The following is a 24948-nucleotide window of genomic DNA, read 5'->3' as shown; positions in this document are numbered from 1 at the left end:
GGCGATAGAAGCGGCCCTTGCCGCCGCTTGGGTATACGCTCGTTTTCTTCAGGATTGCCAGTGCCATGAACCGCTACAAGTCCCTCGACGATTTCGCCTTCGCCGGCAAGCGCGTGCTCGTGCGCGCCGACCTTAACGTGCCGATGCAGGACGGCAAAGTCAGCGACGCCACGCGCATCGAACGTTTTGCGCCCACCGTGCGCGAGCTCGCCGCCAAGGGGGCGCGCACGATCGTGATGTCGCATTTCGGCCGGCCGCAAGGGCGCGACATGACGCAGTCGCTGGCCCCGATCGCGCCGGCGCTGGCGGCGGCGATCGGCAAGCAAGTGGCGTTTGCGACCGACTGCATCGGCGAACCGGCCGCAACGGCGGTGGCGGCGATGAAAGACGGCGACGTGCTGCTGCTCGAGAATCTGCGCTTCCACAAGGGCGAAGAGAAAAACGCGCCGAGCTTTGCCAAAGCGCTCGCCGAACAGGGCGACATCTACGTCAACGACGCGTTCTCGTGCGCGCATCGCGCCCACGCCTCGACCGAGGGCATTGCGCATCTGCTGCCCTGTGCGGCCGGCCGCGCCATGCAGGCCGAGCTTGATGCGCTGTCGGCGGCTCTCGACCGGCCCAAGCGGCCGGTGGCGGCCATCGTCGGCGGCTCGAAAGTTTCGACCAAACTCGATCTGCTCGGCCATCTGCTCGCGCGCGTCGATATTCTGGTGATCGGCGGCGGCATGGCGAACACGTTTCTGCACGCCAAAGGCATCGGTATCGGCCGCTCGCTGTGCGAGGCCAACATGGCCGAGACCGCGCGGCGCATCCTTGCCGACGCGCAGTCGGGCGGCAAACAGATCGTGCTGCCGGTCGATGCGGTCGTGGCGGGTGCCCTCACCGACGGTGCCGACGCGCAGACCGTCGCGATCGGTGCGGTCCCCGACGACAAGATGATCCTCGATATTGGCCCGCTGTCGGTCGCCGAAACGCTGCGGATCCTTTCGGGCGCCAAAACATTGGTGTGGAACGGCCCCGTCGGCGCTTTCGAATTCAAGCCGTTCGACAACGGCACGACGGCACTTGCGCGCGGGGCGGCCGATCTGTGCACGGCCGGAAAGCTCATGGCCGTCGCCGGCGGCGGCGACACGGTCGCAGCCCTTGCCCATGCCGGCGTTGTCGACAAGTTCGACTATGTGTCGGCGGCGGGCGGGGCGTTTCTCGAATGGCTCGAAGGCAAAGAACTGCCGGGTGTGGCAGCGCTTTACGTGCGCAGCGCCTGACGCTGCCTTAAGCGCGAGATAACGCTCAGTGCATCCGGCTGAACGGCGTTTTGCGCCGTTCAGGGACCGCGTACATTTTGCGCGTCGGGCCTTCGGCCGCACTCGGGCGCGGGCTTGTTTCGGCAGCCGGGATTTCTTCGACGAGTGCCCCGCGCGTTTCGCCGCGCCGCCAAGCGGCCACGCGCGCTTCGGCGGTCGCTTGGTCGATGCGGTCGTAGAAAGACAGCGCTTCGAACAGCTCGCCCGGATCGACCTTGGTGCCGGACTCTTCGCCGAGCTGGCGCAAGGCGATGAAGAATTCGGTGAACAACGCCTTGTCGATCTGGCAGCCGCGGCAGGCGACCGCGAGTGCCCGCCCGCCGGTTTCGTAGAGGCAGCGCCGCGCGGTCGCGACCGAAATGCCGGTGAGCTTGGCGAACAAAGCTTCGAACAGCGACCGCTCGCCAGCCCGGATCAGCGGGAACAGCATCTTCAGATCCTGCACCTCGTTGCGGTCGACCGCAAAGCGGATGCGCTGCAGCGTGCCGTTGATGGCCGCCGCGCGCCGTTGGTCGGCAACGACGTCGGCCAAGGCTTCGCTGATCGCCTTGTCGAGCACGAAATGGTCGATCTCGAAATTCTCGACGATGTAGTGGCGCAACGCGGCCGAAACCCAGCCATACATGCGCCCTGCAAGGCGCGGATCGAGATCGTCGCGCTTCAGCAGGATTTCCTGCAGGTCGCTGTCGGCCTGCGAATTTTCGACGAGTGTTTCGAACGTGCCGACCGCGATCGCTGCACCGCGATTTTCGAGCACGGCGCGCACCACGTCTTGTTCGCCGGGGCGCACAAGCGCGTCGCTGACCGGCTCGGAAATCTTCTCGCGCCGCGCGATCGCCAGGCGGTGCTGCATGGTGCGCGAGCGGATCACGCTCAGCAATTCGTTGTCGTCGAGCAAGCCCGAATGCAGCAGCACCGGCCACGCCACTTCGATGCGGTCGTTGGCCAGCTGCACGATCAGATTACGCGGGGCCACGTCTTCCTGCGCCAAGCGCTCGGCGAGGCTGCGCCGGATCGGCATTTCGAGCTGATGCAGCAGGCGCTGCAGAATTTCTTCGGCAAGCTCGCGCTCGCGCGCCGACATGGCACCCAAATCGGTGCCCAGAATCATGTCGCCCATGCGCGTCGCCAAATGGGCGCGGGCATCCGGGCGCTTGTCTTGGGCAAGAAGCAGCAAGCCTTGCAGTTGTGTACTGTCGAACGGCGTCGTCATGCGTGTATCGGTCCTATGACGCGTATTTTCTGGTCCAAGATTACCAGCGCGTTCATTAGTTAGTCTAACGCTCGACTCGTCGCCTAAGCTAGCGCCGCCTGCGGAGTTCGGCACGCTTTTGCGGATGTCGTTGCCGCAGTGCACCCGGCTTTGCATTTTGCAATGGCTGAACGTTTCAAAGGGTCATAAAGAAGCAAAATTTACTGAATTTCCGCGAGTTAACGAAAAATTTATCCAATTTTGCCAATAATCGAATCTATGAATATCCAAACAGCAACAACTGCCATCGGCAACAACGGCATCCGTCCGGATTCGGCGCGGGTCGGCAATGGGCGCACCGGCACGCCGCCGCGTACGGCTGCAGCGGTTTCGGCGGAGTTCGTGCAGAACCTGCCGATCCCGGCGCGCGGCTCGGCCTTGGCCGAAGTTCGGCTCGCGATCGCTGCGAATTTTTCGGACGAAACGAAACCGGCGCGTACCTTGCCGCGCGGCTCGCTCGTCGATCTCGTTATCTAACGCTTGCGCGGGCGCCCGCGCGCGGCCGACACTTTGTGTCGAGATGGCAGCGGATAAACCAGTCGGCCCCACGCTTCGCACAGTGCCCGAAGGCGACAATCGCGAGCGCCTTGTGTGCGCCGATTGCGGCTTCGTGCAGTACGACAATCCAAAGATCGTGGTGGGCGCGGTTGTGCAATGGCAGGGCCGCGTGCTGTTGTGCAAGCGCGCCATCGAACCGCGCATCGGCTATTGGACGCTGCCTGCCGGCTATCTCGAGCTTGGCGAATCGCCGGTCGAGGGTGCGGCGCGCGAAGCCCTTGAAGAGGCGTGCGCCGAAATCGCAATCGATGCGCTGCTGGCGGTCTATTCGCTGCCACGCATCAGCCAAGTGCAGCTCATCTATCGCGCAGCCCTCGCAACGCCCAATTTCGGGCCGAGCCAAGAGAGCCTCGAGGTCGCGTTGTTCGATTGGGAGGCGATCCCGTGGGACCAGCTTGCGTTCCCGACCGTCGCGTGGGCGCTCGCCGCCTGGCGGCGCATCGGTGATGCACCGGTCTTCGCGCCCGAAACAAATCCCGCCGATTAAGGCGCTTTGCGCAGCGGCTGCACCAGAAGGGCGGCGAGCTTCTGGTCTTGGCGCGTGTTGAAAACATCGAGCCCGATTGTCATGCCGAGCTGGCCGCGTTCGGGCTCAGGACGATAGGTGCCGAACAGCCGGTCCCACCATGGCACCGAGAACCCGAAATTGCTGTCGGTCTCGATCCGCTCGCGCGAATGGTGGATGCGGTGCAGATCGGGCGTGACCAAAACGAAGCGCAACGCCCGCTCGAGCCAGGCGGGCATCGCGACATTGGCGTGGTTGAACATCGAACAGGCGTTGAGGATCACTTCGAACGCCAGAACGGCCGCCGCCGGCGCACCCAACACGGCAATGGCGCCGAGCTTGATGGCGATCGACAGCAGGATTTCGGCTGGATGGAAACGCGCACCGCTGGTCACGTCGAGATCGACGTCGCTGTGGTGCATGCGATGCAGCCGCCACAGCACGGGCACGGCATGGAATAGGCGGTGCTGGAAATAGATCGCCAGATCGAGAGCGGCGATCGCGAGCACGAAGGCGAGCCAGTCGGGCACGCCCAGCAGCGGCAGCAAGCCGTACCCGGTCGATGCATAGGCGGCCGCAAACGCAACCGCACCGCCCGGCAGCAAAATGCGCACGACGAGCGAATCGAGAATCGCGATGCCGAGATTGGCGGGCCAGCGGCCTTTGCGCCCCAGCGTGGCGGGGCGGCGCGGGGCGGCCACTTCCCACAACGCCATGCCGATCAGCAGTCCGAAAAAAATTGCGAGCCGCAATGAAGCTTCGTGTTCCATGCGGATCCCAAACTAGCGCTCAATTGCGGCCATACAAGGCCGATATCGAATTCGTATGCCCCAAAACGGAAGGGGCGCGGAGAGAAGAACCCCCCACGCCCCCAAATGCACCGAGCAGAAGCCGCTTACTTCTTCTTCTTAGCGGCCTTCTTCTTCGCCTTTTTCTTCGCAGCCATGATGTGACTCCTTGTTTCCGATGGAGTCGGACCCGGAAAGGCACGTTAGCGGGCGGAGCGGAGCTGGGTGTTTATCCCTGCACTTTCGACCACTAACGGAGTTGGAGCCCTCCCTGAACACGATCCGACCATGGACAGAACATCATTTTGAACAAGGGCATGTCAAGGAAAAACAATATGAGGGGGGTTGACATCGCGCTTCCCACTACGCGTAGCGGCATCTGCCGAGTCTAGCGGAAAGGAAAAAACACGACGCTAGATTTAGTAAAGCGCATGCAAGAAACCCGCATAAAATCGAAACAAAGTGAAGGTCTATGGTCCGCATGATGCGGATGAAATTCGTCACTGTTTTTCGTCGTCGACGAGGTCCAAAAGACTCGCAGAAAAATTTTGTGCATCGAAGGATTTTAGGTCGTCGATTCCCTCTCCGACACCGATAAGCACCGTCGGAGTCGCGAATCGATTCGCGATCGCGACCAACACTCCGCCTTTGGCACTGCCGTCGAGCTTTGTGACGACCAACTTGTCGACTGCAACGATGCTCTTGAAGGTCTCGACCTGCTGCAGCGCGTTTTGTCCGATCGTCGCATCGAGGACGAGCATCGTGTCGTGCGGTGCGGAAGGTTCGAGCTTCTTGATCACGCGCACGATCTTCTTCAACTCGTCCATGAGGTCGGCTTTGTTGTGCAAGCGGCCGGCCGTGTCGATCAGCAGCACGTCGATGTTGTTTGCGCGCGCTTTTTCGAGCGCTTCATACGCAAGCGCCGCGGGATCCGCCCCTTCTTTGCCCGAGACGACGGCCACACCGCTGCGCGTGCCCCAAATCTCGAGCTGATGCACGGCCGCCGCACGGAACGTATCGCCCGCCGCCAGCATCACGGATTTGCCTTGCGCCTTCAGCGTCGCCGCGATTTTGCCGATCGTCGTGGTCTTGCCGCTGCCGTTGACGCCGACCACGAGCACCACATGCGGCCGATTCGCTGCGTTAGGCGCCCATGTTTGCGCAACGGGCGCCAAGATCGCGGCAATGTCGGCCGCAAGGGCGCGCCGCACGTCGATGGCCGGCGTGCCTGCCGGAAATTTGCGCGCGCGAATGCCTTCGACGAGTTTTGCCGCGACCGCGGGCCCGAGATCGGCGGCGATCAGCGCTTCTTCAAGCGCTTCAAGCGATTCGGCGTCGAGTCGGCCAAGATTGAGCGCGCGGCCAATGCCCTCGACGAGCTTGTCCGAAGATTTGCGAAGACCGTCTTTGAGTTTCTTGAGCCAACTCATGCGGCCACACCTTCGGCCGAAACGCCGTCATGGCTGACGATGCGGGCGCGCAGCAGCGTACCTTGCGCGGCAGTCTGCGCCAATTTCACGCGAACACCTTGGGCATCGAGGCCGTCGCGTCCGGATTTTTCGACGAGCACTTCGGCAAAGCTGTCGATACGCGAATCCAGATAGCGCGCGCGCGCGGCTGCGACCGCCTCGCGCAACCGCTTGGCGCGCTGCACAACGATGGCAGGCGGGATCGCGCGCATGCGGGCCGCAGGCGTGCCCGGGCGCGGCGAATAGGCGAAGACATGCGCGTTTGCCATGCCCGTAGCTTCCACGAGCGACACGCTCTGCGCAAATGCCGAGTCGCTTTCGGTGGGAAAGCCCGCGATCAGATCGGCACTGATGGCGATATCGGGGCGCGCGGCGCGCGCGCGTTCGACGACGTCGAGAATCTGCTGGCGGCTGTGGCGGCGCTTCATGCGCTTCAAGATGAGATCGTCGCCCGCTTGCGCGGACAGATGCAGGAACGGCGCAAAGCGCGGCTCGTTTGCCAGCAGATCGAAGATGCGCGCATCAAGCTCCGCCGGATCGACCGACGACAGGCGCAAACGTGCGAGGTCGGGTACAGCCGCAAGAATGGCCGCACATAGTTCGCCAAGCCGCGGCGTGCCCGGCAGATCGTTGCCCCACGCGGTCAGATCCACGCCGGTCAGCACCACTTCGCGCCGTCCGCTCGCGACGGCAGCGGCGACGCGTGCGATCGCGCGAGCTTGCGGCAACGAACGCGAGGGCCCGCGCCCATAGGGGATCACGCAAAAGGTGCAGCGATGGTCGCAGCCTTGCTGGATCTCGACGAAGGCGCGCGTGCGGCCCGGTGCGAGGGCTGCATCGCTTTCGACGAAATCCTGCCGCACCATGATGTCGGACACGCCGGCCGCACGCGTGGCCCAGGTTTCGGGTGCGAGCTTGTCGCGATTGCCGACGACGGCCGCGACTTCTGCCATCGCCGAAAAGCGCGCGGGATCGATTTGGGCGGCACAGCCCGTCACGACGATACGGTGCGTGGGGTGTGCACGCTTCAAGCGGCGGATCGCGGCAAACGCATCGCGCTCGGCTTCTTGCGTCACTGCACAGCTGTTGATCACGATCGTGTCGTCGTCGCCTGCCTGGGCCAGCATCGCTTCGATGCCGGCCGCCTCGGCCGCATTGAGCCGACAGCCGAAATTGACGACGCGTGGGGCCGGACGCGGGGCGCTCATCGCGCCCACGCACCCGTAAACGAGAGGGCGACCGGTCCCGCCATCAGCACATGGCCATTGGCCAACCATTCGATATCGAGCGCATCGTCGGCACTCTCGCTGCCGTCGACGATGATGCGCGCCTTGCGGCCGGCGAGCAGCCCGCGCCGCACAGCCGCAACCGTCGCCGCACAAGCACCCGAGCCGCAGGCAAGGGTGATGCCCGCACCACGCTCCCACACGCGCAGCCGCATCGTCGCATCGTCGAGGATCTGCGCCACGCCGATATTGGCGCGCTGCGGAAAAATCGCATGATGCTCGAGACCGGGGCCGAGGGCGGCCAAATCGATCGCCGTGATGTCGGCGACAAAAAACGTCGCATGCGGATTGCCCATGCTCGTCGCAACCGGATCGGCAAGCAGGCCGGATGCAAGCGGCACATGCAGCGTGTCGACCGCATGGGCGAGCGGAATTTCCTGCCACGCGAGTCGGGCCGGGCCCATATCGACGGCGACACGCCCGTTTTTGTCGCGCGTCGCGGCAAGGGCACCGGCGATCGTCTGGATGCGCAGATCAGCGCGTTGCTTTTCGCGCATCACGAGATCGGCCACGCAGCGCGTGCCGTTGCCGCACGCACCTGCCTCGCTGCCGTCGGAATTCAGAAACCGGAAAAACACGTCGGCCGCCGGATCGGGCGCCTTCTCCAGCACGATCATCTGGTCGAAGCCCACGCCTTTGTGGCGGTCGGCGATGGCGCGCACGCGCGCCGTGTCGAGATCGAGCGGCTTCTCGCGCGCATCGACCACGACAAAATCGTTGCCCAACCCATGCATCTTCAAAAACGGCAGCGCTTCCATGGCCGGGATATAGGGCCGGAGTTGGCCCCTTGTCTATTACCCCAGTTTTCGAACGAAACACGAACCAATGTTCAAGGATCGGCGACAGTATATATGTGCAGGACCGTCGGCCCGTCGGCCGCTTGACGCTTGGGCTGCAAAGACGTAGAACCGCGCCCGTTCAGGGGAAATTTAGCGCCTCTGGGCCTACGGGTCTCCCGCCGTCCGCGAGTGTCGCGCACGGCGGTCGTTTCGTTTTGTGCGATTGGCTTTGTGCCGAAGGGTTCGATGTTCGAGTCGCTTTCAACCAAGTTGGGGTCGGTCTTCGACAAGCTGCGTGGGCGCGGTGCGCTCGTCGAGGCCGATGTCGATGCCGCACTGCGCGAAGTGCGCGTGGCCCTGCTTGAAGCCGACGTCGCCCTGCAGGTCGTCAAAGACTTCGTCGCCGGCGTGAAGCTCGAAGCGATCGGCCAGCAGGTCGTGCGCTCGGTCACACCGGGCCAGATGGTCGTCAAGATCGTCAACGACAAGCTCGTCGAAACATTGGGTTCGACTGCAGTCGAACTAAATCTGCGCGCAACGCCCCCCGTGGCGATCCTGATGCTGGGCCTGCAGGGCTCCGGCAAAACCACGACGTCGGCGAAGCTCGCCAAGCGCCTGGCGCAAAAAGACCGCAAGAAAGTTCTGCTGGCCTCGCTCGACGTGCGCCGCCCGGCAGCGCAAGAGCAGTTGGCTGTGCTTGGTCGCCAGGTCGAAGTCGAAACGCTGCCGATCGTCGCGGGCCAAGATCCCGTCGCGATCGCCAAGCGCGCGATGGATGTCGGCCGCAACGAAGGCTACGACATCGTCATTCTCGACACGGCCGGGCGCCTGTCGATCGACGACGAGCTGATGGCCGAAGCAGCCGCCGTGCGCGACGCGGTCGGCCCCACCGAATCGCTGCTCGTGGTCGATGCGCTCACGGGCCAAGACGCCGTCAATACGGCGACCCAGTTCAATACGCGCCTGGGTGTGACCGGCATCGTGATGACGCGCGTCGACGGCGACCAGCGCGGCGGTGCGGCACTCTCGATGCGCGCCGTCACCGGCAAGCCCATCAAATTTGTGGGCTTGGGCGAAAAGATGGACGCGCTCGACGTCTTCTATCCCGACCGTATCGCCGGCCGCATTCTCGGCATGGGCGACATTGTCGGCCTCGTCGAGAAGGCGCAGGAAAACGTCGCCGCCGAAGACGCCGAGAAGCTCGCGCGCAAGCTCAAATCCGGCGATTTCGATTTCAACGACATGCTCTCGCAGCTCGAGCAGCTCAAGAAGATGGGCGGCCTCGGCGGCGTGATGAACATGCTGCCGGGCGTGCAGAAGATGAAGGCGCAGATGGCCAACGCCAATATCGACGAGAAGGTCGTCGGTCGGCAGACCGCCATCATCCGCGCCATGACCAAAAAAGAACGCCGCGATTCGAAGCTGCTGAACGGCAGCCGCAAGCGCCGCATCGCGACGGGCTCGGGTACGTCGGTCGAGGAGGTCAATCGCCTTGTGAAGCAGTTCATGGAAATGAGCCGCGTCATGAAGCAGATGGGCAAGCTCGGCCAAAAAGGAATGATGCGGACCGGGATCGGAAACCTGTTCCGCCGCTAGCAACACCTGAAAAACCAAACGAAAGGATCGATCCGACAATGTCCGTCAAAATCCGCATGAGCCGCGGCGGTGCCAAGAACCGCCCGCACTACAAGATCGTGATTGCCGACAGCCGCATGGCGCGCGACGGCCGCTTCATCGAAAAGATCGGCTACTACGATCCGATGCGTACCAAGGAAGACCCGCTGCGCGTCGTCATCGACGTCGAGCGCGCCAAGCATTGGCTCGGCCAGGGCGCGCAGCCGTCCGACCGCGTCGCGTTGTTCCTGCATGCTCTGTCGCTGGTGCCGAAGCCGGTGATCCGTCCGCAGCCCAAGAAGTCGGCGCCGAAGAAGAAGGCGCAAGAGCGTCTGGCGGCTGCCGCCGAAGCCGCTGCCAAGGCGGCCGAAGCAGCGCCGGCTGCCTGAGGCTGAAGCGTGGCGGCTGACGCATCGGAGCGGCGGATTCTGGTCGGGGCGGTCGCGGGCGCACATGGCGTGCGCGGCGAGGTCAAGATCAAGAGTTTCACCGAGCAGGTGCGCGACGTTGCTGCCTACGGCCCGGTCGAAGACGAAAGCGGCACCCGCCGCTTTGCGATCAAGATCCGGGGCGAAGCCAAGGGGCTCGTGATCGCTTCCCTCGATGGGGTCGGCGATCGCAACGCGGCCGAGGCGCTGAAGGGTCTGCGGCTCTACGTGCCGCGTGCCGCCCTCGGCAAGAAGCCAAAGCGCGCACCCAAGGGCAGCGAGCGTTGGTTCGTCGCCGACCTGGTCGGGTTGGCGGCGGTCGACACCAACGGCGCAGCACTCGGCACGGTCAAGAATGTCGCCAACTACGGGGCCGGCGACATTCTCGAGGTGACGACGATGGCGGGCGAGACGCAGCTGTACGCTTTCACCAAGCGCACGGTGCCCGAAGTGGATATCGCAAACGGACGGGTCGTGATCGATCCGCCCGTCGAAGTCGAAGCAAAGGAAGAAGACGGAAGCGACGAATGAGTGTCGGCGGCGAACAGAAGAGCCAAGCAACGAGCGGCAGCGGTGCGCAAGCGCCGTGGCATGCGCTCGTGCTCACGCTCTATCCGGGCATGTTCCCGGGGCCGCTCGGTGCCGGCATCGTCGGCCGTGCCGCGCAAGACGGTGCTTTCGCGCTCGACACGATCGACATCCGCGACTTCGCGTCCGACAAGCACCGCACGGTGGACGATCTGCCTTTTGGCGGGGGTCCGGGTCTCGTGATGAAGCCCGACGTGGTCGATGCGGCTTTGGCCGTGGCGATCTCGCGCGCCCCCGAAGGTGCGATCGCGATCTGCCTGTCGCCGTCGGGCCAGCCCTTCGACCAGAGCCTCGCGCGCGAGTTTGCGGCGGCACCGGGTGTGGTGCTGCTGTGCGGGCGCTTCGAAGGGATCGATGCGCGCGTGATCGAAGCGCGCGCACTTCGCGAAATTTCGATCGGCGACTTCGTGCTGTCGGGCGGCGAGCCTGCGGCGATGTGCGTGATCGACGCGTGCGTGCGGCTGCTGCCCGGCGTTTTGGGTGCGGCCGAATCGCTCGGCGAAGAAAGCTTCGAAGACGGACTTCTCGAATATCCCCACTACACGCGGCCCGCCCTGTGGCAGGACCGCGAAGTGCCGGCGGTTCTGACCTCCGGCAACCACGCCAAAATTCGCGCCTGGCGGCGGCAACAGGCTTTGCGCCTGACCGCCGAGCGACGCCCCGATCTGTGGGCCAAGCACCCGGCGCGCACGCAACACTGAGAGATCGAAAAGGAGAAAGACCATGTCGTTCATTATCGAGCAGCTCGAAAAAGAGCAGATCGCCAAGCTCGTCGCGGCGCGCAAAGTGCCGGACTTCGCCCCCGGCGACACGCTGCGCGTCCAGGTGAAGGTGCTGGAAGGGACGCGCGAGCGTCTGCAGACCTTCGAAGGCGTGTGCATCGCGCGCAAGAATTCGGGCATCGCCTCGAACTTCACCGTGCGCAAGATGTCGTTCGGCGAAGGCGTCGAGCGCGTGTTCCCGCTCTACTCGCCGCGCATCGGCGGCATCGAGGTCGTGCGTCGCGGCGACGTGCGTCGCGCCAAGCTGTATTACCTGCGCGGCCGCACGGGCAAGGCTGCCCGCATTCTCGAGAAGTCGGGCACCAACGCTCCGGCGACCGCCGCCGACCTGTCGGCTGCCGATCTCGAAGCGGCAGCCAACGAGACGAAGTAAAAAGACCGGACAAGGCCGGCTCCCGCCACCCTTCGGCAAACGAGGGGGCGGGAACCGGCGTCCGTACGATTGTGGGAGGAGCATCGATGACGAAGCCGCGCACCTTGTTCGACAAGATCTGGGACAGCCATGTCGTTCACCGCCAGGACGACGGCACTTGCGTGCTCTATATCGACCGCCACCTCGTGCACGAGGTCACGAGCCCGCAGGCTTTCGAAGGCCTGCGCCTCACGGGCCGCACTGTGCGCCGCCCGGATGCGACCATCGCGGTTGCCGACCACAACGTGCCCACGACCGACCGCTCCAAGGGCATTGCCGATCCCGAAAGCCGCATCCAGGTCGAAACGCTGGAAGCCAACGCCAAGCAATTCGGCATCACGCATTTCGGCATGGACGATGTGCGCCAGGGCATCGTGCACATCATCGGGCCCGAGCAGGGTCTGACCCAGCCGGGTACGACGATCGTGTGCGGCGACAGCCACACGGCTACACACGGCGCGTTCGGCGCGCTGGCCTTCGGCATCGGCACGTCCGAGGTCGAGCATGTGCTGGCGACGCAAACGCTGCTGCAGCGCCCGGCCAAGAACATGCGCGTGACGGTCGACGGGCGCTTGGCGCCCGGCGTGACCGCCAAAGACGTGATCCTCGCGATCATCGGCAAGATCGGCACGGCGGGCGGTACGGGATACGTCGTCGAGTTCGCAGGTTCGGTCATCCGCGACCTGTCGATGGAAGGCCGCATGACCGTCTGCAACATGACGATCGAAGGCGGTGCGCGCGCGGGCCTCATCGCACCCGACGAAAAAACCTTCGCCTATCTCAAAGGCCGCCCCTACGCGCCCAAGGGTGCGCAGTGGGAAGCGGCCGTGAATTACTGGAAGACGCTGCCCTCGGACGAGGGCGCTTTCTACGACAAGGAAGTGGTGCTCAACGCCGCCGACATCCCGCCGATGGTCACGTGGGGCACATCGCCCGAAGACGTGCTGCCGATCGACGCCGTGGTCCCGGATCCCACCAAGATCGCCGACGAAGGCAAGCGCAACGCCACGCTCCGCTCGCTCGAATATATGGCGCTCACGCCCGGCCAGAAACTGTCCGAAGTTCGCATCGACAAAGTCTTCATCGGCAGCTGCACGAACGGGCGCATCGAAGATCTGCGCGCGGTTGCGGCCATCGCCAAGGGCCGCAAAGTCGCGGCGCACGTGCAGGCTCTCGTCGTCCCGGGCTCGGGCCTCGTCAAGGAACAGGCCGAGAGCGAAGGCCTCGACAAGATCCTGCTCGAAGCGGGCTTCGAATGGCGCGAACCGGGCTGCTCGATGTGCCTCGCGATGAACGCCGACAAGCTCGAGCCGGGCGAGCGTTGCGCTTCGACCTCGAACCGCAATTTCGAAGGCCGCCAGGGTCGCGGCGGGCGCACGCATCTCGTCTCGCCGGGCATGGCCGCAGCGGCTGCCGTCGCGGGCCATTTGGCCGACGTGCGCGCGCTGAAATGAGGAGCGCGTTTTGAGCGTCGCCGCCATGTCGATCGGCAATATGACGGCCGGATCCGCGCCGTTCGGCCGGCGCGTGGCGGCTTTGGCGATCGATGCGGCAATTCTGTTGCTCGCGCTTTGGGCGCTGGCGTCGGGCGCCAAAGCGCTGCTGGGTACGGGCGATCTGTGGACGATGCCGTGGAACGAAGCGCGCGTCGTATCGGTCGAACGTCAAGTGGTTCAGCGCGAAGACGAGCGCATGTACGACAATAGCGGCCAGCGCACGGTCGATTTTGTCGCCGAAACGCGCCGCTATGCCGACGGTACCGTGCTGATCTATTCGATCGTCGAGGGCGTGATCCGCACCGACGACGGCCGCGTCGAGCCGGTACGCAGCGAAACGCTTGTCGGCCGCAATGTGCGCGCCGTACTCCAACTCGTCGCCGCACAGATCGCGATCGTGCTGCTGCCCTTCGCTTATTTTGCCTTTTTCGAAGCGGGTGCGCGCCAAGCAACGCCGGGCAAGCGCTGGATGCGGCTTGAAGTGGTCGACCTTGCTGGCCGCCGTCTTTCGCCGCTGCGCGCGATCTCGCGCCAGCTCTTGAAAATCTGCGACATCGCATCGACGGGCATGGGCTATCTGCTCGGCGGCCTCACCGGCTCGGGCCAGGCCTTGCACGACATTCTCGCCGGCACGCGCGTGGTTGCGCGCGACGACATCTGAAGGGGAGCGACAGAAACGCCATGGACAAATTCACGGTTCTGACCGGTGTGGCCGCACCGCTGCCGATGATCAATGTCGATACCGACATGATCATTCCCAAGCAGCATCTGAAGACGATCAAGCGCACCGGCCTCGGTAGCGCCTTGTTCGAAGAGATGCGCTTCACGCCCGACGGCAAGGAAAAGCCCGATTTCGTGCTGAACAAGTCCGCCTACCGCAAGGCGCAAATCCTGGTCGCGGGCGACAATTTCGGCTGCGGCTCGTCGCGCGAGCATGCCCCGTGGGCGTTGCTCGATTTCGGCATTCGCTGCGTGATCAGTACGTCCTTCGCCGACATTTTCTACAACAACTGCTTCAAGAACGGCATCCTGCCGATCCGCGTGTCGAAGGAAGATCTCGCCAAGCTCATGGACGACGCGCAGCGCGGCTCGAACGCCACGCTCACCGTCGATCTCGAAAAGCAGGAGATCAAGGGCCCGGACGGCGGCAGCGTCAAATTCGACATCGACGAATTCCGCAAACACTGCCTGCTGAATGGGCTCGACGATATCGGCCTCACAATGCAGAAGGCCGAACACATCGACTCTTACGAAAACAAACAGCGCCAGAGCCAGCCCTGGCTCTTCGCCGCACGCTGAACGGAGACGGATCCATGGCTTCCAATCGCAAACTGCTTGTTCTGCCCGGCGACGGGATCGGCGTCGAAGTGATGCGCCAAGTGCATCGCGTGGTCGGCTGGTTCGACAAGCGCCGCACCGTGTCGTTCGACGTCAAGGAAGGTCTCGTGGGCGGGGCGGCGATCGACAAGCATGGCTGGCCGATCGACGACGCCACGATGGACGTCGCGATGAATTCGGACGCGACCTTGTTCGGTGCCGTCGGCGGCCCGAAATGGGATGCACTACCGTTCGAAAAGAAACCCGAGCGCGGCCTTTTGCGCCTGCGCAAGGACATGGACCTGTTCGCCAATCTGCGCCCGGCCCTGGTGTTCGACGCGCTCGCCGACGCCTCCAGCCTCAAGCGCGAGCTTGTGTCGGGCCTCGATATTCTGATCCTGCGCGAGCTCACGGGTGGGGTCTATTTCGGCGAACCGCGCGGCGTGACGACGCTGCCCGACGGCCAGAAGAAAGCCGTCGACACGCAAGTCTACACGACGTCGGAAATCCAGCGCATCGCGCGCGTGGCGTTCGAACTCGCGCGCAAGCGCGGCAACAAGGTGCACTCGGTCGAAAAATCGAACGTGATGCACACGGGCGTGTTGTGGCGCGAAGTTGTGACCGCGACCCACAAGGCCGAATTCGCCGACGTGAAGCTCGAGCACATGCTGGCCGACAATTGCAACATGCAGCTCGTGCGCAATCCCAAACAGTTCGACGTGATCGTGACCGACAATCTGTTCGGCGACATGCTGTCGGATTGTGCGGCGATGCTCACGGGCTCGCTCGGCATGCTGCCCTCGGCCTCGCTGGGTGCGCCCGACGCAACCGGTCGGCGCAAGGCGCTCTACGAGCCCGTGCACGGCTCGGCCCCCGACATTGCCGGCAAGGACATGGCGAACCCGATGGCCACGCTGCTGTCGTTCGCGATGATGCTGCGCTATTCGTTCGATCTGCCGGCCGACGCCGATCTCGTCGAACAGGCGGCCAAGAACGTGCTCGCCAAGGGCATTCGCACGCGCGACATCGCGATGCCCGGCGAAACGCCGGTCTCGACCACCCAAATGGGCGATGCGTTGCTGGCCGAACTCGACAAGCTGGCCGCGTAAAGCGGCCAGCGCACGCCTCACGCCGCAAAATTTTTAAGCGGCGGGGGCGTAGCTCCACACCCAGGCGGGCGGCACGTTGAGCATCGAGATGCCTTTGCGCCGACCCTTGAGGCCAAGCGGCTTTTCCTTGATCGGCGAGGCAAGCGAATAGGTGTATTGCAGAATCTCGCCGCCGGGCGCCATCACCTCGAAGGCGGCGTCGATGAGGCCGCGCTGAAGTTCGATCGGCAGCGGCAGCATCGGGATGCCCGAGATCACGGTCGCAACCTTGCCGACCCATTGCGCGGGCAAGAGGTCTTTGAGTTTCGTCGCGTCGCCGTGGATCACGTTGACGTTCGGGAACTCGCGGCGCAGATAGGCGGCCATATCGCCGTCGATCTCGACGAGGAACAGCCGCTCGACCGGAATGCCCGAGGCAAGCAGCGCCTTGGTCACAGGCCCCGTACCCGGCCCGAGTTCGACCACGCATTGGTCCGCCTCGAGCTTCACTTGCTTGGCGATCAGGCGCGCCAAATTGGCCGACGACGGGATGACCGCCCCCACCTTCATCGGGTTCGCAAGCCAGCGTTTGAAAAACAGCAGGCTTTCGAGCGTATCTTTTTTCATGGCGACAACGGGCTTTCCAAGGGCGCGAGGAAGGTCTATCGATCCTCAGGCGCAACGATGCTTCGGCAGGGCTTCTCTCAAGCCAATATGAAATTATTAAGGCAATCCGGCAAGGCTCGGGTAAGGGGTTGGAATGGCAAATAAAATAGCGGTTGTCGGTGCGACGGGCACGATCGGGCGCGAAGTTCTGCAGGAATTGGCGCAGCGCGGGATCGATCCGCACAATGTCGTGGCCCTCGCCTCCGAACGGTCGATCGGGGCCACACTTTCTTATGGCGAAGAAACCGACCTCACCACCCAAGACCTCGCCCAGTTCGATTTTTCGACGGCCAAGGTCGCCATCTTCTGCACCGCTGCCGCCGTGTCGGCCGCCGCCGTGCCCAAAGCCGCCAAGGCCGGGGCCTGGGTCGTTGATACCTCGGCGCATTTCCGCATGGAAGCCGACGTGCCGCTCGTCGTGGCCGGTGTGAACGACACGCCCGCCACCTTCGCGCGCGCCAAGCGCCGCATCGTCGCGGTTCCGGGCGCTTGCGTGAGCATGTTCACGCGGGCCCTCCATCCGATGCACGACAAAGCCAAGGCCAAGCGCGCGGTGCTGTCGACCTACCAGGCCGTGTCGGAAGCAGGCAGGCCTGCGATGGACGAGCTCTTCAACCAGACGCGCTCGGTCTATGTGAACCAGACGCTCGAGCGCCAGCATTTCGCCAAGCAGATCGCGTTCAACACGATCCCGCATTGCGGCGCCTTCGAAACCGACGGCCGGACTTCCGAGGAAAAAGCGCTCGCACTCGAGCCGCGCAAGATCCTGGGTGGCGATCTCAATATCGTGGCGACGTGCGTGCGCGTTCCCGCCTTCGTCGGGCACGGCATTTCGGTTGCGGTCGAATTCACCGAGCCGATGGGTGTGGCACAAGCGCGCAGTCTCCTCATCCGCGACGACGATATCGGCCTCGTCGACCACCGTGCTGCCGAAGGTTTTGTCACGCCGCTCGAGACGCAAGGCGAAACCAAGATCTTCATCAGCCGCCTGCGCGACGATCCCTCGGTCGCCAACGGCCTTGCCTTCTGGCTTGCGGCCGACAATCTGCGTGCGGCGTTGTCTTTGCCGATCGTGACGGTCGCACTCGCGTTGGCCGAGCACGAATGAAGCGGCTGGCAGCGGCATTTCTGCTGCTGCTCCTGTATCCGCTGCAGGCGCTCGCCCAAGCGCCGGCGGCGGCACCGCCCAATCTTGCCGAACTCGACCGGCTTTATGCCGCGCGCCAATACAAGGCGACGGCGCAAGCGATGTTCGAACCGCGCGCCGAAGCGCAAGCGCGTGCCGTTCTGAGCTGGGCGCAAGCGCGGCTGCAGGCGGGTGCCCCGCATCTGATCGGTGTGGCCTACGGCGATCTGCTGTGGCAGATCGGCGAGGGCCAGCGCAACGATCCGCTGCGCGCCGAAGCGGCCCTCGTGCTGATCTCGACGATCTTGGCCGTCGCGGTAGACGGTGCCAAATGCGCCGATACGGAAGCCGCCGACATGCGCGTGCGCCAAATCCTCGCCGCGCGTGCGGCGCTGCTTCACTACGCGCGCAATCTGCCGCAAGAGCGCCGCGTGCGGTTGCGCAACGAAGCCTTGGCACTCGAACAGAGCCTCGCCGCCCGCCGCCCGCAAGACGACGATATCTGCATGGCGGGCCCGCGCGAGATCGCCCGCCAGCTCGAAACGCCGGGTACGGTCGCGCGCGAACAGCCGCTGCGCCCGGGCATGCTCACGCGCACGGTCGATATCGAGCCGGGTCCGACCTACCGGCCGCAATATCTGTCGCCCGAACGCTGGCACGCGCGCCAAACCCAGGTGCGCGCCCGTTTTCCGGCACTGCTCGACCAGCTTGTGCCGGCAAGTTAAAGCGTTGATCGGCGGCTGATGTACCGCCGCCATGCACATCCGAATCGAACGAAAATCAGTTTTGTGATAGGATGTATGATCGCTTGCACATGCGCGTGCGGCGTGTGCTGTTTGAAAAGTGAATATCGACGAAATCAGCAAGATATGCAGCGCCGGAAAGGCGTAACCGAAATCGTCGCGGCGGTTACATGCGTGGGAAATCAACGCGCTAAATGGGCGACGGTTGCCGGTTGTCGCGCTTGGTAACCTATTCTTTTTAGAGATAGCCCCAGAAGCGCAGCGCCACTTCGCCGACCACGCCGACGGCAAATGCCAAGATAATGTAGGCGGCGATGCGGTTGGCCCAGGCAAGCCCCGTGGTCGTAAAGCGGTCGCGGAACAGGCACACCGCTTCCACGATCATCGCCCACCAGAACGCCGCACCCGCGAGCACGCCTGCGATCAGCAGCCAATCGTCGGCCAACACCGTGCCGTCGGATTTGACGCCGAAGGCCGCGAAGATCGCCAGGAACGACAGCACCGTGATCGGATTGGTGATGGTGAGGAAAAACGCCGAGGTGAGGTCGCCGATCAGATTGCCGTGGTCTTTGTCGCCGGCGATCGAGGGGAGTGGGCGATAGAGAAGCTTGAAGCCCATCACGCACAGAATGGCCGCACCCACGAGCGAGACCACATCGCGCTCGCGCTCGAGGAAGGTCTGCAGCATCGAAATGCCGAAGGCGGCGATGGCGCCGAAGGTCGCGTCGGCAAGCGCCGAGCCGAGCCCCGAAAACAGTCCGGCCAAGCGCCCGTGCACCAGCGTGCGCCGGATCACGAGAACATTCACCGGGCCCACCGGTGCGGCGATCAACAAGCCGACCAAAACCCCTTTGACGAAGATCCACTCGAGCATTCGGCCTGCTGTGCCAGAGAAAGTTCGGGCCTGCGAAAGTCCCGATTGTCCCTATACTAAAGTTCGGCGACCGGGAAAAGTGCAGGCGGATGCGCCAAATCCTGCTGGCACGCCACCAAAAGCAGATCGAGCACGCCCGCCTTGGCCGTTGCCGTCAAAACAGTGTGGACGGCCGAAACGGCTTTTTGAAGGCAATCGGCAAGCGTGTCGCCGGCCAGATAGTGCGCGAGGAAAAGGGCCGCAAAAGTATCGCCCGCCCCGAAGGCCGGATGGTCGATGGCAGGCGATCGCGCAAGATAGCTGCCCGCAGGCCCGACGGCCAAGGTGCCGATCCCGTCGGCGAGCGGCACCGAAGTTGCCACGACGATGCGTGTTGGCCTGCCGGTGCGCAATTTTTGTGCGGCCGCCAGCGCTTCGGCGGCAGTCGCGACCGTGTCGCCGGTCAAAAGGGCGAGCTCGAACGCGTTGGGAAACAGCAGGTCGGCGAGCGGTTCGAGCGCGCGCACGGCATCGACCGTGTCGGGCTTCACGAACACGCGGCCGCGATCGCCCATCACGGGATCGAGCGCAAAAAACGCCGCCGGGTTGGCGCGTTTGGCGCGCGCGACCGCGTCGGCAACTACGGCCCCTTGCGCACCGCTGCCAAGATAGCCCGACAGCACGCAGCGGCAGCCTGCGAACAGCCCGCGCGCATCAATGCCGGCAACGAGTCCTGCCATCTCGGCGGCATCGGCCGGCCCACCCGCGAAGCCGCCATGGCCGGGATGGTTCGAGAAGCGCACCGTGTCGATGCGCGCCACGTCGTAGCCCAAGCGCTGCAGGCAAAACACCGCCGCCGAATTGCCGACGGCACCGGTCGCGACGGAAGATTGGAGGGACAGAATCTGCATGTCCGACCTTCATAGCCGATTTCGCTTCGGCCCTGCCATGCCGACGTCCCCCTCCCCTCGCAATGCCCTTTGCAAAGCATCGGGCGGGCTGACAGGATAGGCTTCGTTTTGGGGAGGACTCCGACAGACATGGCCGATTTTCGCACCGTCGCGCGCCGTTCCGCACTTTATGTACCCGGCGCCAATCAAAGGGCGCTCGACAAGGCGCGCGAAGTCGACGCCGACGTGCTGATTTTCGATCTTGAAGACGCCGTGCATCCCGACCGCAAGGATCTCGCGCGCGATCAGGTTATCGCGGCCTTGCGCAAAGGCGGCTACCGCGCCGAGACGGTCGTGCGCATCAATCCGCTCAGCGACAAACTGGGTGCGGCCGACATCAAAGCCGCCGCTCGCTCGGGCTGCCATGCGGTGCTGCTGCCCAAGGTCGAGAGTGCCAAGGAAGTGCGCGATGCGGCCTTGCGGCTTGCGGCCGCAGGAGCCCCCGAAAACGTCGTTTTGTGGGCGATGATCGAAACGCCGCTCGGCGTTTTGCGTGCGCAGGAAATCGCGCTGTCAAGCCCGCATCTGGCGTGCCTCGTGATGGGGACCTCCGATCTCGTCAAGGATCTGCGCGCGCGCCATTCGGAAGATCGGCTCGCGATCATGCCGTCCTTGGGACTGTGCCTGCTCGCCGCGCGCGCGGCCGGGCTGCCGATCCTCGACGGCGTGCATCTCGATCTCAACGACGATGCCGGCTTTGCCGCCGCCTGCCGCCAAGGGGCCGACATGGGCTTCGACGGCAAAACGCTGATCCATCCCAAAACGATCGCGGCCTGCAATGCCGCCTTCGGACCCTCGGCGGCCGACATCGAATGGTCGCGCAAGGTGATTGCGGCTTTCGAAGCGGCGGCCGCCAACCACGAGGGCGTGATCGTCGTCGACGGCAAGCTCGTCGAGCATCTGCATGTCGAGAGCGCGCGCCGCACGGTGGCGCTCGCCGACGCGATCGCCAAGCGCACGGCAGCTTGAAGGCCCATGCAGCAAGCGCCCAAAACCTTCGTGCATGTCGGCTGCGGCCAGAACACCAAGCAGCAGACCACGCGTACCTTCGCCTCCGATGCCTGGCGCGAATTGCGCTTCGACATCGACCCCAACGCCAGGCCCGATCTCGTCGGCACGATGACCGACATGTCGGCGGTGCCCACGGGCACAGTGGATGCGATCTTCTCGAGCCACAATCTCGAGCATCTCTATCCGCACGAAGTGCCGCTCGCCCTCGCCGAGTTCCGGCGTATCGTCAAGCCCGACGGGTTCGTGGTCGTGACCTGCCCCGATCTCCAGTCGGTCTGCGCGCTGGTGGCCGAAGGCAAGCTGACCGAGCCCGCTTATATGAGCCCCGCGGGGCCGATCGCGGCCATCGACATTCTCTACGGCCATCGCCCGTCGATGAAAAACGGCAATCTCTTCATGGCGCATCGCTGCGGCTTCACCGAGAAGGTGCTGATGCACACGCTCGCCCATGGCGGCTTTCCGCTGCTCGCCACCGTGCGCCGCCCGCATCCGGCCTACGATCTGTGGGCGGTGGCAAGCGGGCCCGGCCGCGACGAGCACGAAATGCGCGCTCTCGCCGCAGCACACTTTCCCTGAAGGGTCAGCGGCGCGGCAGATCGGCCTTGGCGGCCATGGCCGACATCAGATGCGACACGCGGCCCGCTGCATCGGCCAAGGGCAGCAGCAGAATCTCGAGATTGACCCAGCGTCCGTCGAGCTCGGTGTCCATATAGATGCAAAGCGGGCGGCCGGTCGCGGCAAGTTCGCGGTAGGAATCGAGGATCAGTTGGCGGCTGCGCGCGCGCGGATAGAGATCGGCGCGTTTGCCGGTCATGTCGATGCCGGTCAGTGCGGCAATATGCGTCCCGTCGACGCGGTAGGTGAACTGCCCGTCCGCACCGATCTCGATCAGCGAAAAATGCCCGAGTGCCCAGGCGAGCTCGGTCGGCTCGAGCTCGCTGCGCTGTGGCATCGTCCGCGCGCCCGCGCGAACCTGCCACCATTCGAACAGCCGTCGATTGCGCAGCGCCGTCACGCTGGCGGCATCGGCCGCCAGTTTCCGGTAGATCGACGAAGCTCGCTCCTGCATGCGGGCTGCAATCCTTCCGATCTCTGCTGTCGGCAAAAATGCACGAAGTCGGCAGCGCTTGCAATCGAAGCGCTTGCAATCGCGCCGCCGCCGCGCGAATCACCGCTCGACGCAGCGCTCGGAATTGGCAATATGTCCCCATGCGCATTCTGGTGCTCGACGACCATCCGTTGTTTGCCGAGGCTCTCGGCGTGTTCCTGCGTGCCGGGCGGCCGGAGATCGAAATAATCGCGGCCGGTTCGGTCGCGGAAGGGCAAGCCGCACTCGGGCGCTTGGGTTCGGTTCAGCTCGTGGTCGCCGATCTCAATATGCCGGGCATGGATGGCGGTGCGGGCATCGCACTCTTGCGCACGGCCGCCCCGGACGCGCCCATTGCCGTTGTCTCGGGCGAAGCGCCGCATCCGGCTGCCGAACGCGTGCGGGCACTCGGTGCGTCGGGCTTCGTGCCCAAGACGCTGCGCCCGCCGCTGCTACGTGCAGCTATTCTGCTGATCGCCGAGGGCGGAACCTATTTTCCCGACCAGCCCCCGGCCCAGCCCCCGGCGTCGTCGCATCCTGATGCGCCGAAGTTCACGGCACGCGAGCGCGCGATCTTGAAGGCGATTGCCTGCGGCCAGCCGAACAAGCAGATCGCCGCCGCGTTGCAGGTGGAAGAAGTCACGGTCAAAGCGCATGTCACGCGCATTCTAGCCAAGACGGGCTTGCGCAATCGCGTGCAACTTGCCCTTTACGCCGTCAAAAACGACCTCGGCACTTAAGTCGCGCGCGTCAGCGCCTCGCCCAAAGCCGCCAACTTGCGGCGCGCTTGGTCGAGATTTTCCGCGTCGGCCGCGAGGGCGGCCCGGATTGCGCGCTCGATGCGACCGCGGTTGCGCGCGCTCGCTGCACTTGGCGGTGCCGCATCCGCCAGCAGCTGTGCGGAGGCCAGCACCGTCGCAGACGTGGTGTGCAGGTCGTGCGAGGCTTTGTGCAGTTTTGCGAGCAGCTCTTCGAGCGCTGCGAGGCTTGCGTCCGCCGTCAATTCGACGCGGTATGCGAAGTCCGTTTGGGTATCGTTTTGCTGCACGCGATATCGCACGAGGCGCGCGCCGATGCCATGCAGGCGGATCGCCTCAACCCCGGTGGCGTGCGTCGCCGAGCCATGCATGCCTGCGATGGATGCTGTCAGGGCCGAGTCCGATGGCAGGTCCAACAACGCTGAAACGGAGGCAGTGTCGGCGTGGCTCGGGCCCCACCACGCAGGAACGCCCTGCGTCTTCAACCGCGAAAAAGTTCCGGACTTCGAAACATCAAATAGAATCAGAGTGTTATCTGCGAAAGAGGCCAGGTCCGCGGGGTTGGACATTCGCGCTGGGTCCGTATGGAGATCTGGTTTTCCAGGACTCGGTATAGACAAAAGTATACAAAAGAAAAGCTCACACGGCGACTAAAGAGACGGTCGATCGCAGTTCCAACACATTGACTAATCGATAAACTTGCCTCACTTGTACTATAAGTAAGTCAAATGTGGGGAAGAAGCCGGAAATATGGCAACGCTTGAGGCATTGAGCGGTCGTTTTTGCATCGACACGCGGATCGTTGCGGGGATTGCGCTGGACCCGGCGCTCAAATTGGCGCTCGGGAGATCGGCTTTGCCGCAGCTCGGCGACATCAAGTCGCTGTTTGGGCAATTCAGCACGATCAGCCGCGCGGTAGCGCGCTTCCCCGCGGACATGCGCGCCGCTTGAGGCTGGCGTCGAGGTCGATCCGGTGCTGAAATTGACCCCACTCTTGGCTTGCAGGCATGAAAGGGTCAAAACCATGCGTTGGCTGCTGACTGCCGCGATCGCCTTGTTGTGGGCTGGGTTCGCAGGGTCGTACCAAGCGCGTGCCGCCGAGCCGAAGATCACGCTGCGAATCGTCGGCGGCCTCATGGGTCAGCCGGTCTACACGACCAAGGAAGCGCCCTTCTGGCAGTCGCGTATCGTGGCCGCGACCGGCGGGCGTCTAAGGGGCGAGATCACGCCGTTCGACCGCGGCGGCATCCGCGCCGAAGAGATGCTGAACTTGATCCAACTCGGAGTCGTGCCGTTCGGCGCGATTCATTTCGGGTCGACGTTTCTGTCCGACCCGCTGCTTATGGGCTACGATTTGCCGGGTCTCAATCTGGATTTTGCCACCTTGCGCGCGCATGCGGCGGCGTTTCGCCCCACGATAGAGGCAAGGCTGCGCAGCGAATACGATGTCGAACTGCTGGCGGTCTACACCTACCCGGCGCAGGTCGTGTTCTGTGCGGCACCGTTCGCCGATCTGTCGCAGCTCGCGGGCCGGCGGCTGCGGGTTTCGGGTGCGGCCATGTCGCGCATGATCGAAGCCCTGGGCGGCGTACCCGTGATCATGCCTTTTGCCCAGATCATCGAATCTGTGAAAAGGAACGTCGTCGACTGCGTCATCACGGGTGCGATGTCGGGCAATATTCTGGGCTTGCATCGCGTGACGACGCATATCAGCCCGATCTCCCTCACGTTCGGGCCGATCGGGTTCCTTGCAAACGGTGCCGCGTGGCGCCGCCTGCCCAAGGACCTGCAGGACATCGTGCGCACCGAACTCGCGACGCTCGAAGCCGAAGTTTGGGACATGTCGGAGGCGGCGACGCGCGAGGGCATTTCCTGCAACACCGGCGCCGATCCTTGCCGGCAAGGCGAACGCGGTGCGATGAAGCTTGTGCCCGCCTCCGCGGCCGACCAGCGGCGTCTGCAGGATGTTTTGCGGACCGTCGTCCTGCCCGACTGGATCGCGCGCTGCGGCGAAACGTGCCGCAGTGCTTGGAACGATACGATCGGAGCCGATTCGCGCATGGCGATCCCATGAGCGAGCCCCCGTAC

29 protein-coding genes are annotated in these 24948 nt (G+C 64.2%); 19 read left to right on the top strand and 10 right to left on the bottom strand.

Annotated elements, in window-relative coordinates; translation table 11 throughout:
• Nucleotides 1-65 precede the first annotated feature (65 nt).
• Entirely contained in the window at nucleotides 66-1265 is a 1200-nt protein-coding gene (locus O9320_07045; protein ID MCZ8310591.1) for a phosphoglycerate kinase, read from the top strand.
• Nucleotides 1266-1290: 25 nt separating this feature from the next.
• Here O9320_07045 and O9320_07040 read toward each other — a convergent pair whose 3' ends face one another.
• Nucleotides 1291-2517 (bottom strand): DUF2336 domain-containing protein, encoded by a 1227-nt coding sequence (locus tag O9320_07040; protein MCZ8310590.1) that lies wholly within the window; start codon nucleotides 2515-2517, stop codon nucleotides 1291-1293.
• 258 nt (nucleotides 2518-2775) lie between these two features.
• Between O9320_07040 and O9320_07035 the strand changes: the two genes are divergently transcribed.
• Nucleotides 2776-3033 (top strand): hypothetical protein, encoded by a 258-nt coding sequence (locus O9320_07035; GenBank protein MCZ8310589.1) that lies wholly within the window; start codon nucleotides 2776-2778, stop codon nucleotides 3031-3033.
• 43 nt (nucleotides 3034-3076) lie between these two features.
• Nucleotides 3077-3601: an NUDIX hydrolase gene (locus tag O9320_07030; protein ID MCZ8310588.1), complete on the top strand. Its 525-nt coding sequence runs from the start codon at nucleotides 3077-3079 to the stop codon at nucleotides 3599-3601.
• Here O9320_07030 and O9320_07025 read toward each other — a convergent pair.
• The 4 genes from O9320_07025 to dapF form a co-directional block, all read right to left on the bottom strand.
• Nucleotides 3598-4371 carry a sterol desaturase family protein gene (locus tag O9320_07025; GenBank protein ID MCZ8310587.1) on the bottom strand — a complete coding sequence of 258 codons (774 nt, stop codon included), beginning with the start codon at nucleotides 4369-4371 and terminating at the stop codon, nucleotides 3598-3600. The genes O9320_07030 and O9320_07025 overlap by 4 nt on opposite strands.
• Before the next feature lie 536 nt (nucleotides 4372-4907).
• Nucleotides 4908-5837: a signal recognition particle-docking protein FtsY gene (gene ftsY, locus O9320_07020; GenBank protein MCZ8310586.1), complete on the bottom strand. Its 930-nt coding sequence runs from the start codon at nucleotides 5835-5837 to the stop codon at nucleotides 4908-4910.
• Nucleotides 5834-7084 (bottom strand): tRNA (N(6)-L-threonylcarbamoyladenosine(37)-C(2))-methylthiotransferase MtaB, encoded by a 1251-nt coding sequence (gene mtaB, locus O9320_07015; GenBank protein MCZ8310585.1) that lies wholly within the window; start codon nucleotides 7082-7084, stop codon nucleotides 5834-5836. The genes ftsY and mtaB overlap by 4 nt, the downstream gene beginning before the upstream one ends.
• Entirely contained in the window at nucleotides 7081-7920 is an 840-nt protein-coding gene (gene dapF, locus O9320_07010) for a diaminopimelate epimerase (GenBank protein MCZ8310584.1), read from the bottom strand. Before dapF ends, mtaB begins: the two co-directional genes overlap by 4 nt.
• A 267-nt stretch (nucleotides 7921-8187) precedes the next feature.
• Here dapF and ffh point away from each other — a divergent pair, with 267 nt between their 5' ends.
• The 9 genes from ffh (at nucleotide 8188) to leuB (ending at nucleotide 15687) form a co-directional block, all read left to right on the top strand.
• Entirely contained in the window at nucleotides 8188-9537 is a 1350-nt protein-coding gene (gene ffh, locus O9320_07005) for a signal recognition particle protein (GenBank protein ID MCZ8310583.1), read from the top strand.
• Between the two features lie 38 nt (nucleotides 9538-9575).
• A complete protein-coding gene (gene rpsP, locus O9320_07000; GenBank protein MCZ8310582.1) occupies nucleotides 9576-9944 on the top strand; it encodes a 30S ribosomal protein S16 in 369 nt (122 codons plus the stop codon).
• 9 nt (nucleotides 9945-9953) lie between these two features.
• Nucleotides 9954-10514, top strand: coding sequence for a ribosome maturation factor RimM (gene rimM, locus O9320_06995; protein MCZ8310581.1), 561 nt, complete (start codon nucleotides 9954-9956; stop codon nucleotides 10512-10514).
• On the top strand, nucleotides 10511-11272 hold the full coding sequence (trmD, locus tag O9320_06990) for a tRNA (guanosine(37)-N1)-methyltransferase TrmD (GenBank protein ID MCZ8310580.1): 762 nt from the start codon (nucleotides 10511-10513) through the stop codon (nucleotides 11270-11272). The genes rimM and trmD overlap by 4 nt, the downstream gene beginning before the upstream one ends.
• 22 nt (nucleotides 11273-11294) lie before the next feature.
• Nucleotides 11295-11726, top strand: coding sequence for a 50S ribosomal protein L19 (gene rplS / locus O9320_06985; GenBank protein ID MCZ8310579.1), 432 nt, complete (start codon nucleotides 11295-11297; stop codon nucleotides 11724-11726).
• A gap of 86 nt (nucleotides 11727-11812) precedes the next feature.
• The gene (gene leuC / locus O9320_06980) at nucleotides 11813-13219 is read left to right on the top strand and encodes a 3-isopropylmalate dehydratase large subunit (GenBank protein MCZ8310578.1); all 1407 of its coding nucleotides are present in this window, start codon (nucleotides 11813-11815) and stop codon (nucleotides 13217-13219) included.
• Between the two features lie 10 nt (nucleotides 13220-13229).
• Nucleotides 13230-13922 (top strand): RDD family protein, encoded by a 693-nt coding sequence (locus tag O9320_06975; GenBank protein ID MCZ8310577.1) that lies wholly within the window; start codon nucleotides 13230-13232, stop codon nucleotides 13920-13922.
• Between the two features lie 20 nt (nucleotides 13923-13942).
• A complete protein-coding gene (gene leuD, locus O9320_06970; protein MCZ8310576.1) occupies nucleotides 13943-14560 on the top strand; it encodes a 3-isopropylmalate dehydratase small subunit in 618 nt (205 codons plus the stop codon).
• 14 nt (nucleotides 14561-14574) lie between these two features.
• Nucleotides 14575-15687: a 3-isopropylmalate dehydrogenase gene (leuB, locus tag O9320_06965; GenBank protein MCZ8310575.1), complete on the top strand. Its 1113-nt coding sequence runs from the start codon at nucleotides 14575-14577 to the stop codon at nucleotides 15685-15687.
• Between the two features lie 33 nt (nucleotides 15688-15720).
• Here leuB and O9320_06960 read toward each other — a convergent pair whose 3' ends face one another.
• Nucleotides 15721-16293: a methyltransferase domain-containing protein gene (locus O9320_06960; protein MCZ8310574.1), complete on the bottom strand. Its 573-nt coding sequence runs from the start codon at nucleotides 16291-16293 to the stop codon at nucleotides 15721-15723.
• Nucleotides 16294-16426: 133 nt separating this feature from the next.
• On the opposite strand from O9320_06960, the gene O9320_06955 reads away from it, so the two are divergent.
• Nucleotides 16427-17440: an aspartate-semialdehyde dehydrogenase gene (locus O9320_06955; GenBank protein MCZ8310573.1), complete on the top strand. Its 1014-nt coding sequence runs from the start codon at nucleotides 16427-16429 to the stop codon at nucleotides 17438-17440.
• On the top strand, nucleotides 17437-18183 hold the full coding sequence (locus tag O9320_06950; protein MCZ8310572.1) for a hypothetical protein: 747 nt from the start codon (nucleotides 17437-17439) through the stop codon (nucleotides 18181-18183). The genes O9320_06955 and O9320_06950 overlap by 4 nt, the downstream gene beginning before the upstream one ends.
• Before the next feature lie 256 nt (nucleotides 18184-18439).
• Here the strand turns inward: O9320_06950 and O9320_06945 are convergent, their stop codons facing one another.
• Both O9320_06945 and pdxY read right to left on the bottom strand, forming a co-directional pair.
• Nucleotides 18440-19075, bottom strand: a complete 636-nt coding sequence (locus O9320_06945; protein MCZ8310571.1) for a LysE family transporter — start codon at nucleotides 19073-19075, stop codon at nucleotides 18440-18442.
• Between the two features lie 56 nt (nucleotides 19076-19131).
• The gene (pdxY, locus tag O9320_06940; GenBank protein ID MCZ8310570.1) at nucleotides 19132-19965 is read right to left on the bottom strand and encodes a pyridoxal kinase; all 834 of its coding nucleotides are present in this window, start codon (nucleotides 19963-19965) and stop codon (nucleotides 19132-19134) included.
• A 129-nt stretch (nucleotides 19966-20094) separates the two neighbouring features.
• Between pdxY and O9320_06935 the strand changes: the two genes are divergently transcribed.
• Both O9320_06935 and O9320_06930 read left to right on the top strand, forming a co-directional pair.
• Nucleotides 20095-20973: a CoA ester lyase gene (locus tag O9320_06935; GenBank protein ID MCZ8310569.1), complete on the top strand. Its 879-nt coding sequence runs from the start codon at nucleotides 20095-20097 to the stop codon at nucleotides 20971-20973.
• A gap of 6 nt (nucleotides 20974-20979) precedes the next feature.
• The gene (locus O9320_06930) at nucleotides 20980-21591 is read left to right on the top strand and encodes a methyltransferase domain-containing protein (protein ID MCZ8310568.1); all 612 of its coding nucleotides are present in this window, start codon (nucleotides 20980-20982) and stop codon (nucleotides 21589-21591) included.
• Between the two features lie 4 nt (nucleotides 21592-21595).
• Here the strand turns inward: O9320_06930 and O9320_06925 are convergent, their stop codons facing one another.
• Nucleotides 21596-22084, bottom strand: a complete 489-nt coding sequence (locus tag O9320_06925) for a PAS domain-containing protein (protein MCZ8310567.1) — start codon at nucleotides 22082-22084, stop codon at nucleotides 21596-21598.
• A 140-nt stretch (nucleotides 22085-22224) separates the two neighbouring features.
• On the opposite strand from O9320_06925, the gene O9320_06920 reads away from it, so the two are divergent.
• Nucleotides 22225-22842, top strand: a complete 618-nt coding sequence (locus O9320_06920; GenBank protein MCZ8310566.1) for a response regulator transcription factor — start codon at nucleotides 22225-22227, stop codon at nucleotides 22840-22842.
• Here the strand turns inward: O9320_06920 and O9320_06915 are convergent.
• A complete protein-coding gene (locus O9320_06915; protein MCZ8310565.1) occupies nucleotides 22839-23231 on the bottom strand; it encodes a hypothetical protein in 393 nt (130 codons plus the stop codon). The genes O9320_06920 and O9320_06915 overlap by 4 nt on opposite strands.
• Nucleotides 23232-23610: 379 nt before the next feature.
• Between O9320_06915 and O9320_06910 the strand changes: the two genes are divergently transcribed.
• On the top strand, nucleotides 23611-23811 hold the full coding sequence (locus O9320_06910) for a hypothetical protein (GenBank protein MCZ8310564.1): 201 nt from the start codon (nucleotides 23611-23613) through the stop codon (nucleotides 23809-23811).
• Between the two features lie 73 nt (nucleotides 23812-23884).
• Complete coding sequence (locus O9320_06905; protein ID MCZ8310563.1) at nucleotides 23885-24934, top strand: TRAP transporter substrate-binding protein; 1050 nt, start codon at nucleotides 23885-23887, stop codon at nucleotides 24932-24934.
• The last annotated feature ends 14 nt before the right edge of the window (nucleotides 24935-24948 follow it).

Origin of the sequence: Magnetospirillum sp. (assembly GCA_027532905.1) — a bacterium.
GTDB lineage: Bacteria > Pseudomonadota > Alphaproteobacteria > CACIAM-22H2 > CACIAM-22H2 > Tagaea.
Note: the sequence above shows the minus strand (reverse complement) of the source record. Positions and strands in the feature narration are given on the sequence as shown.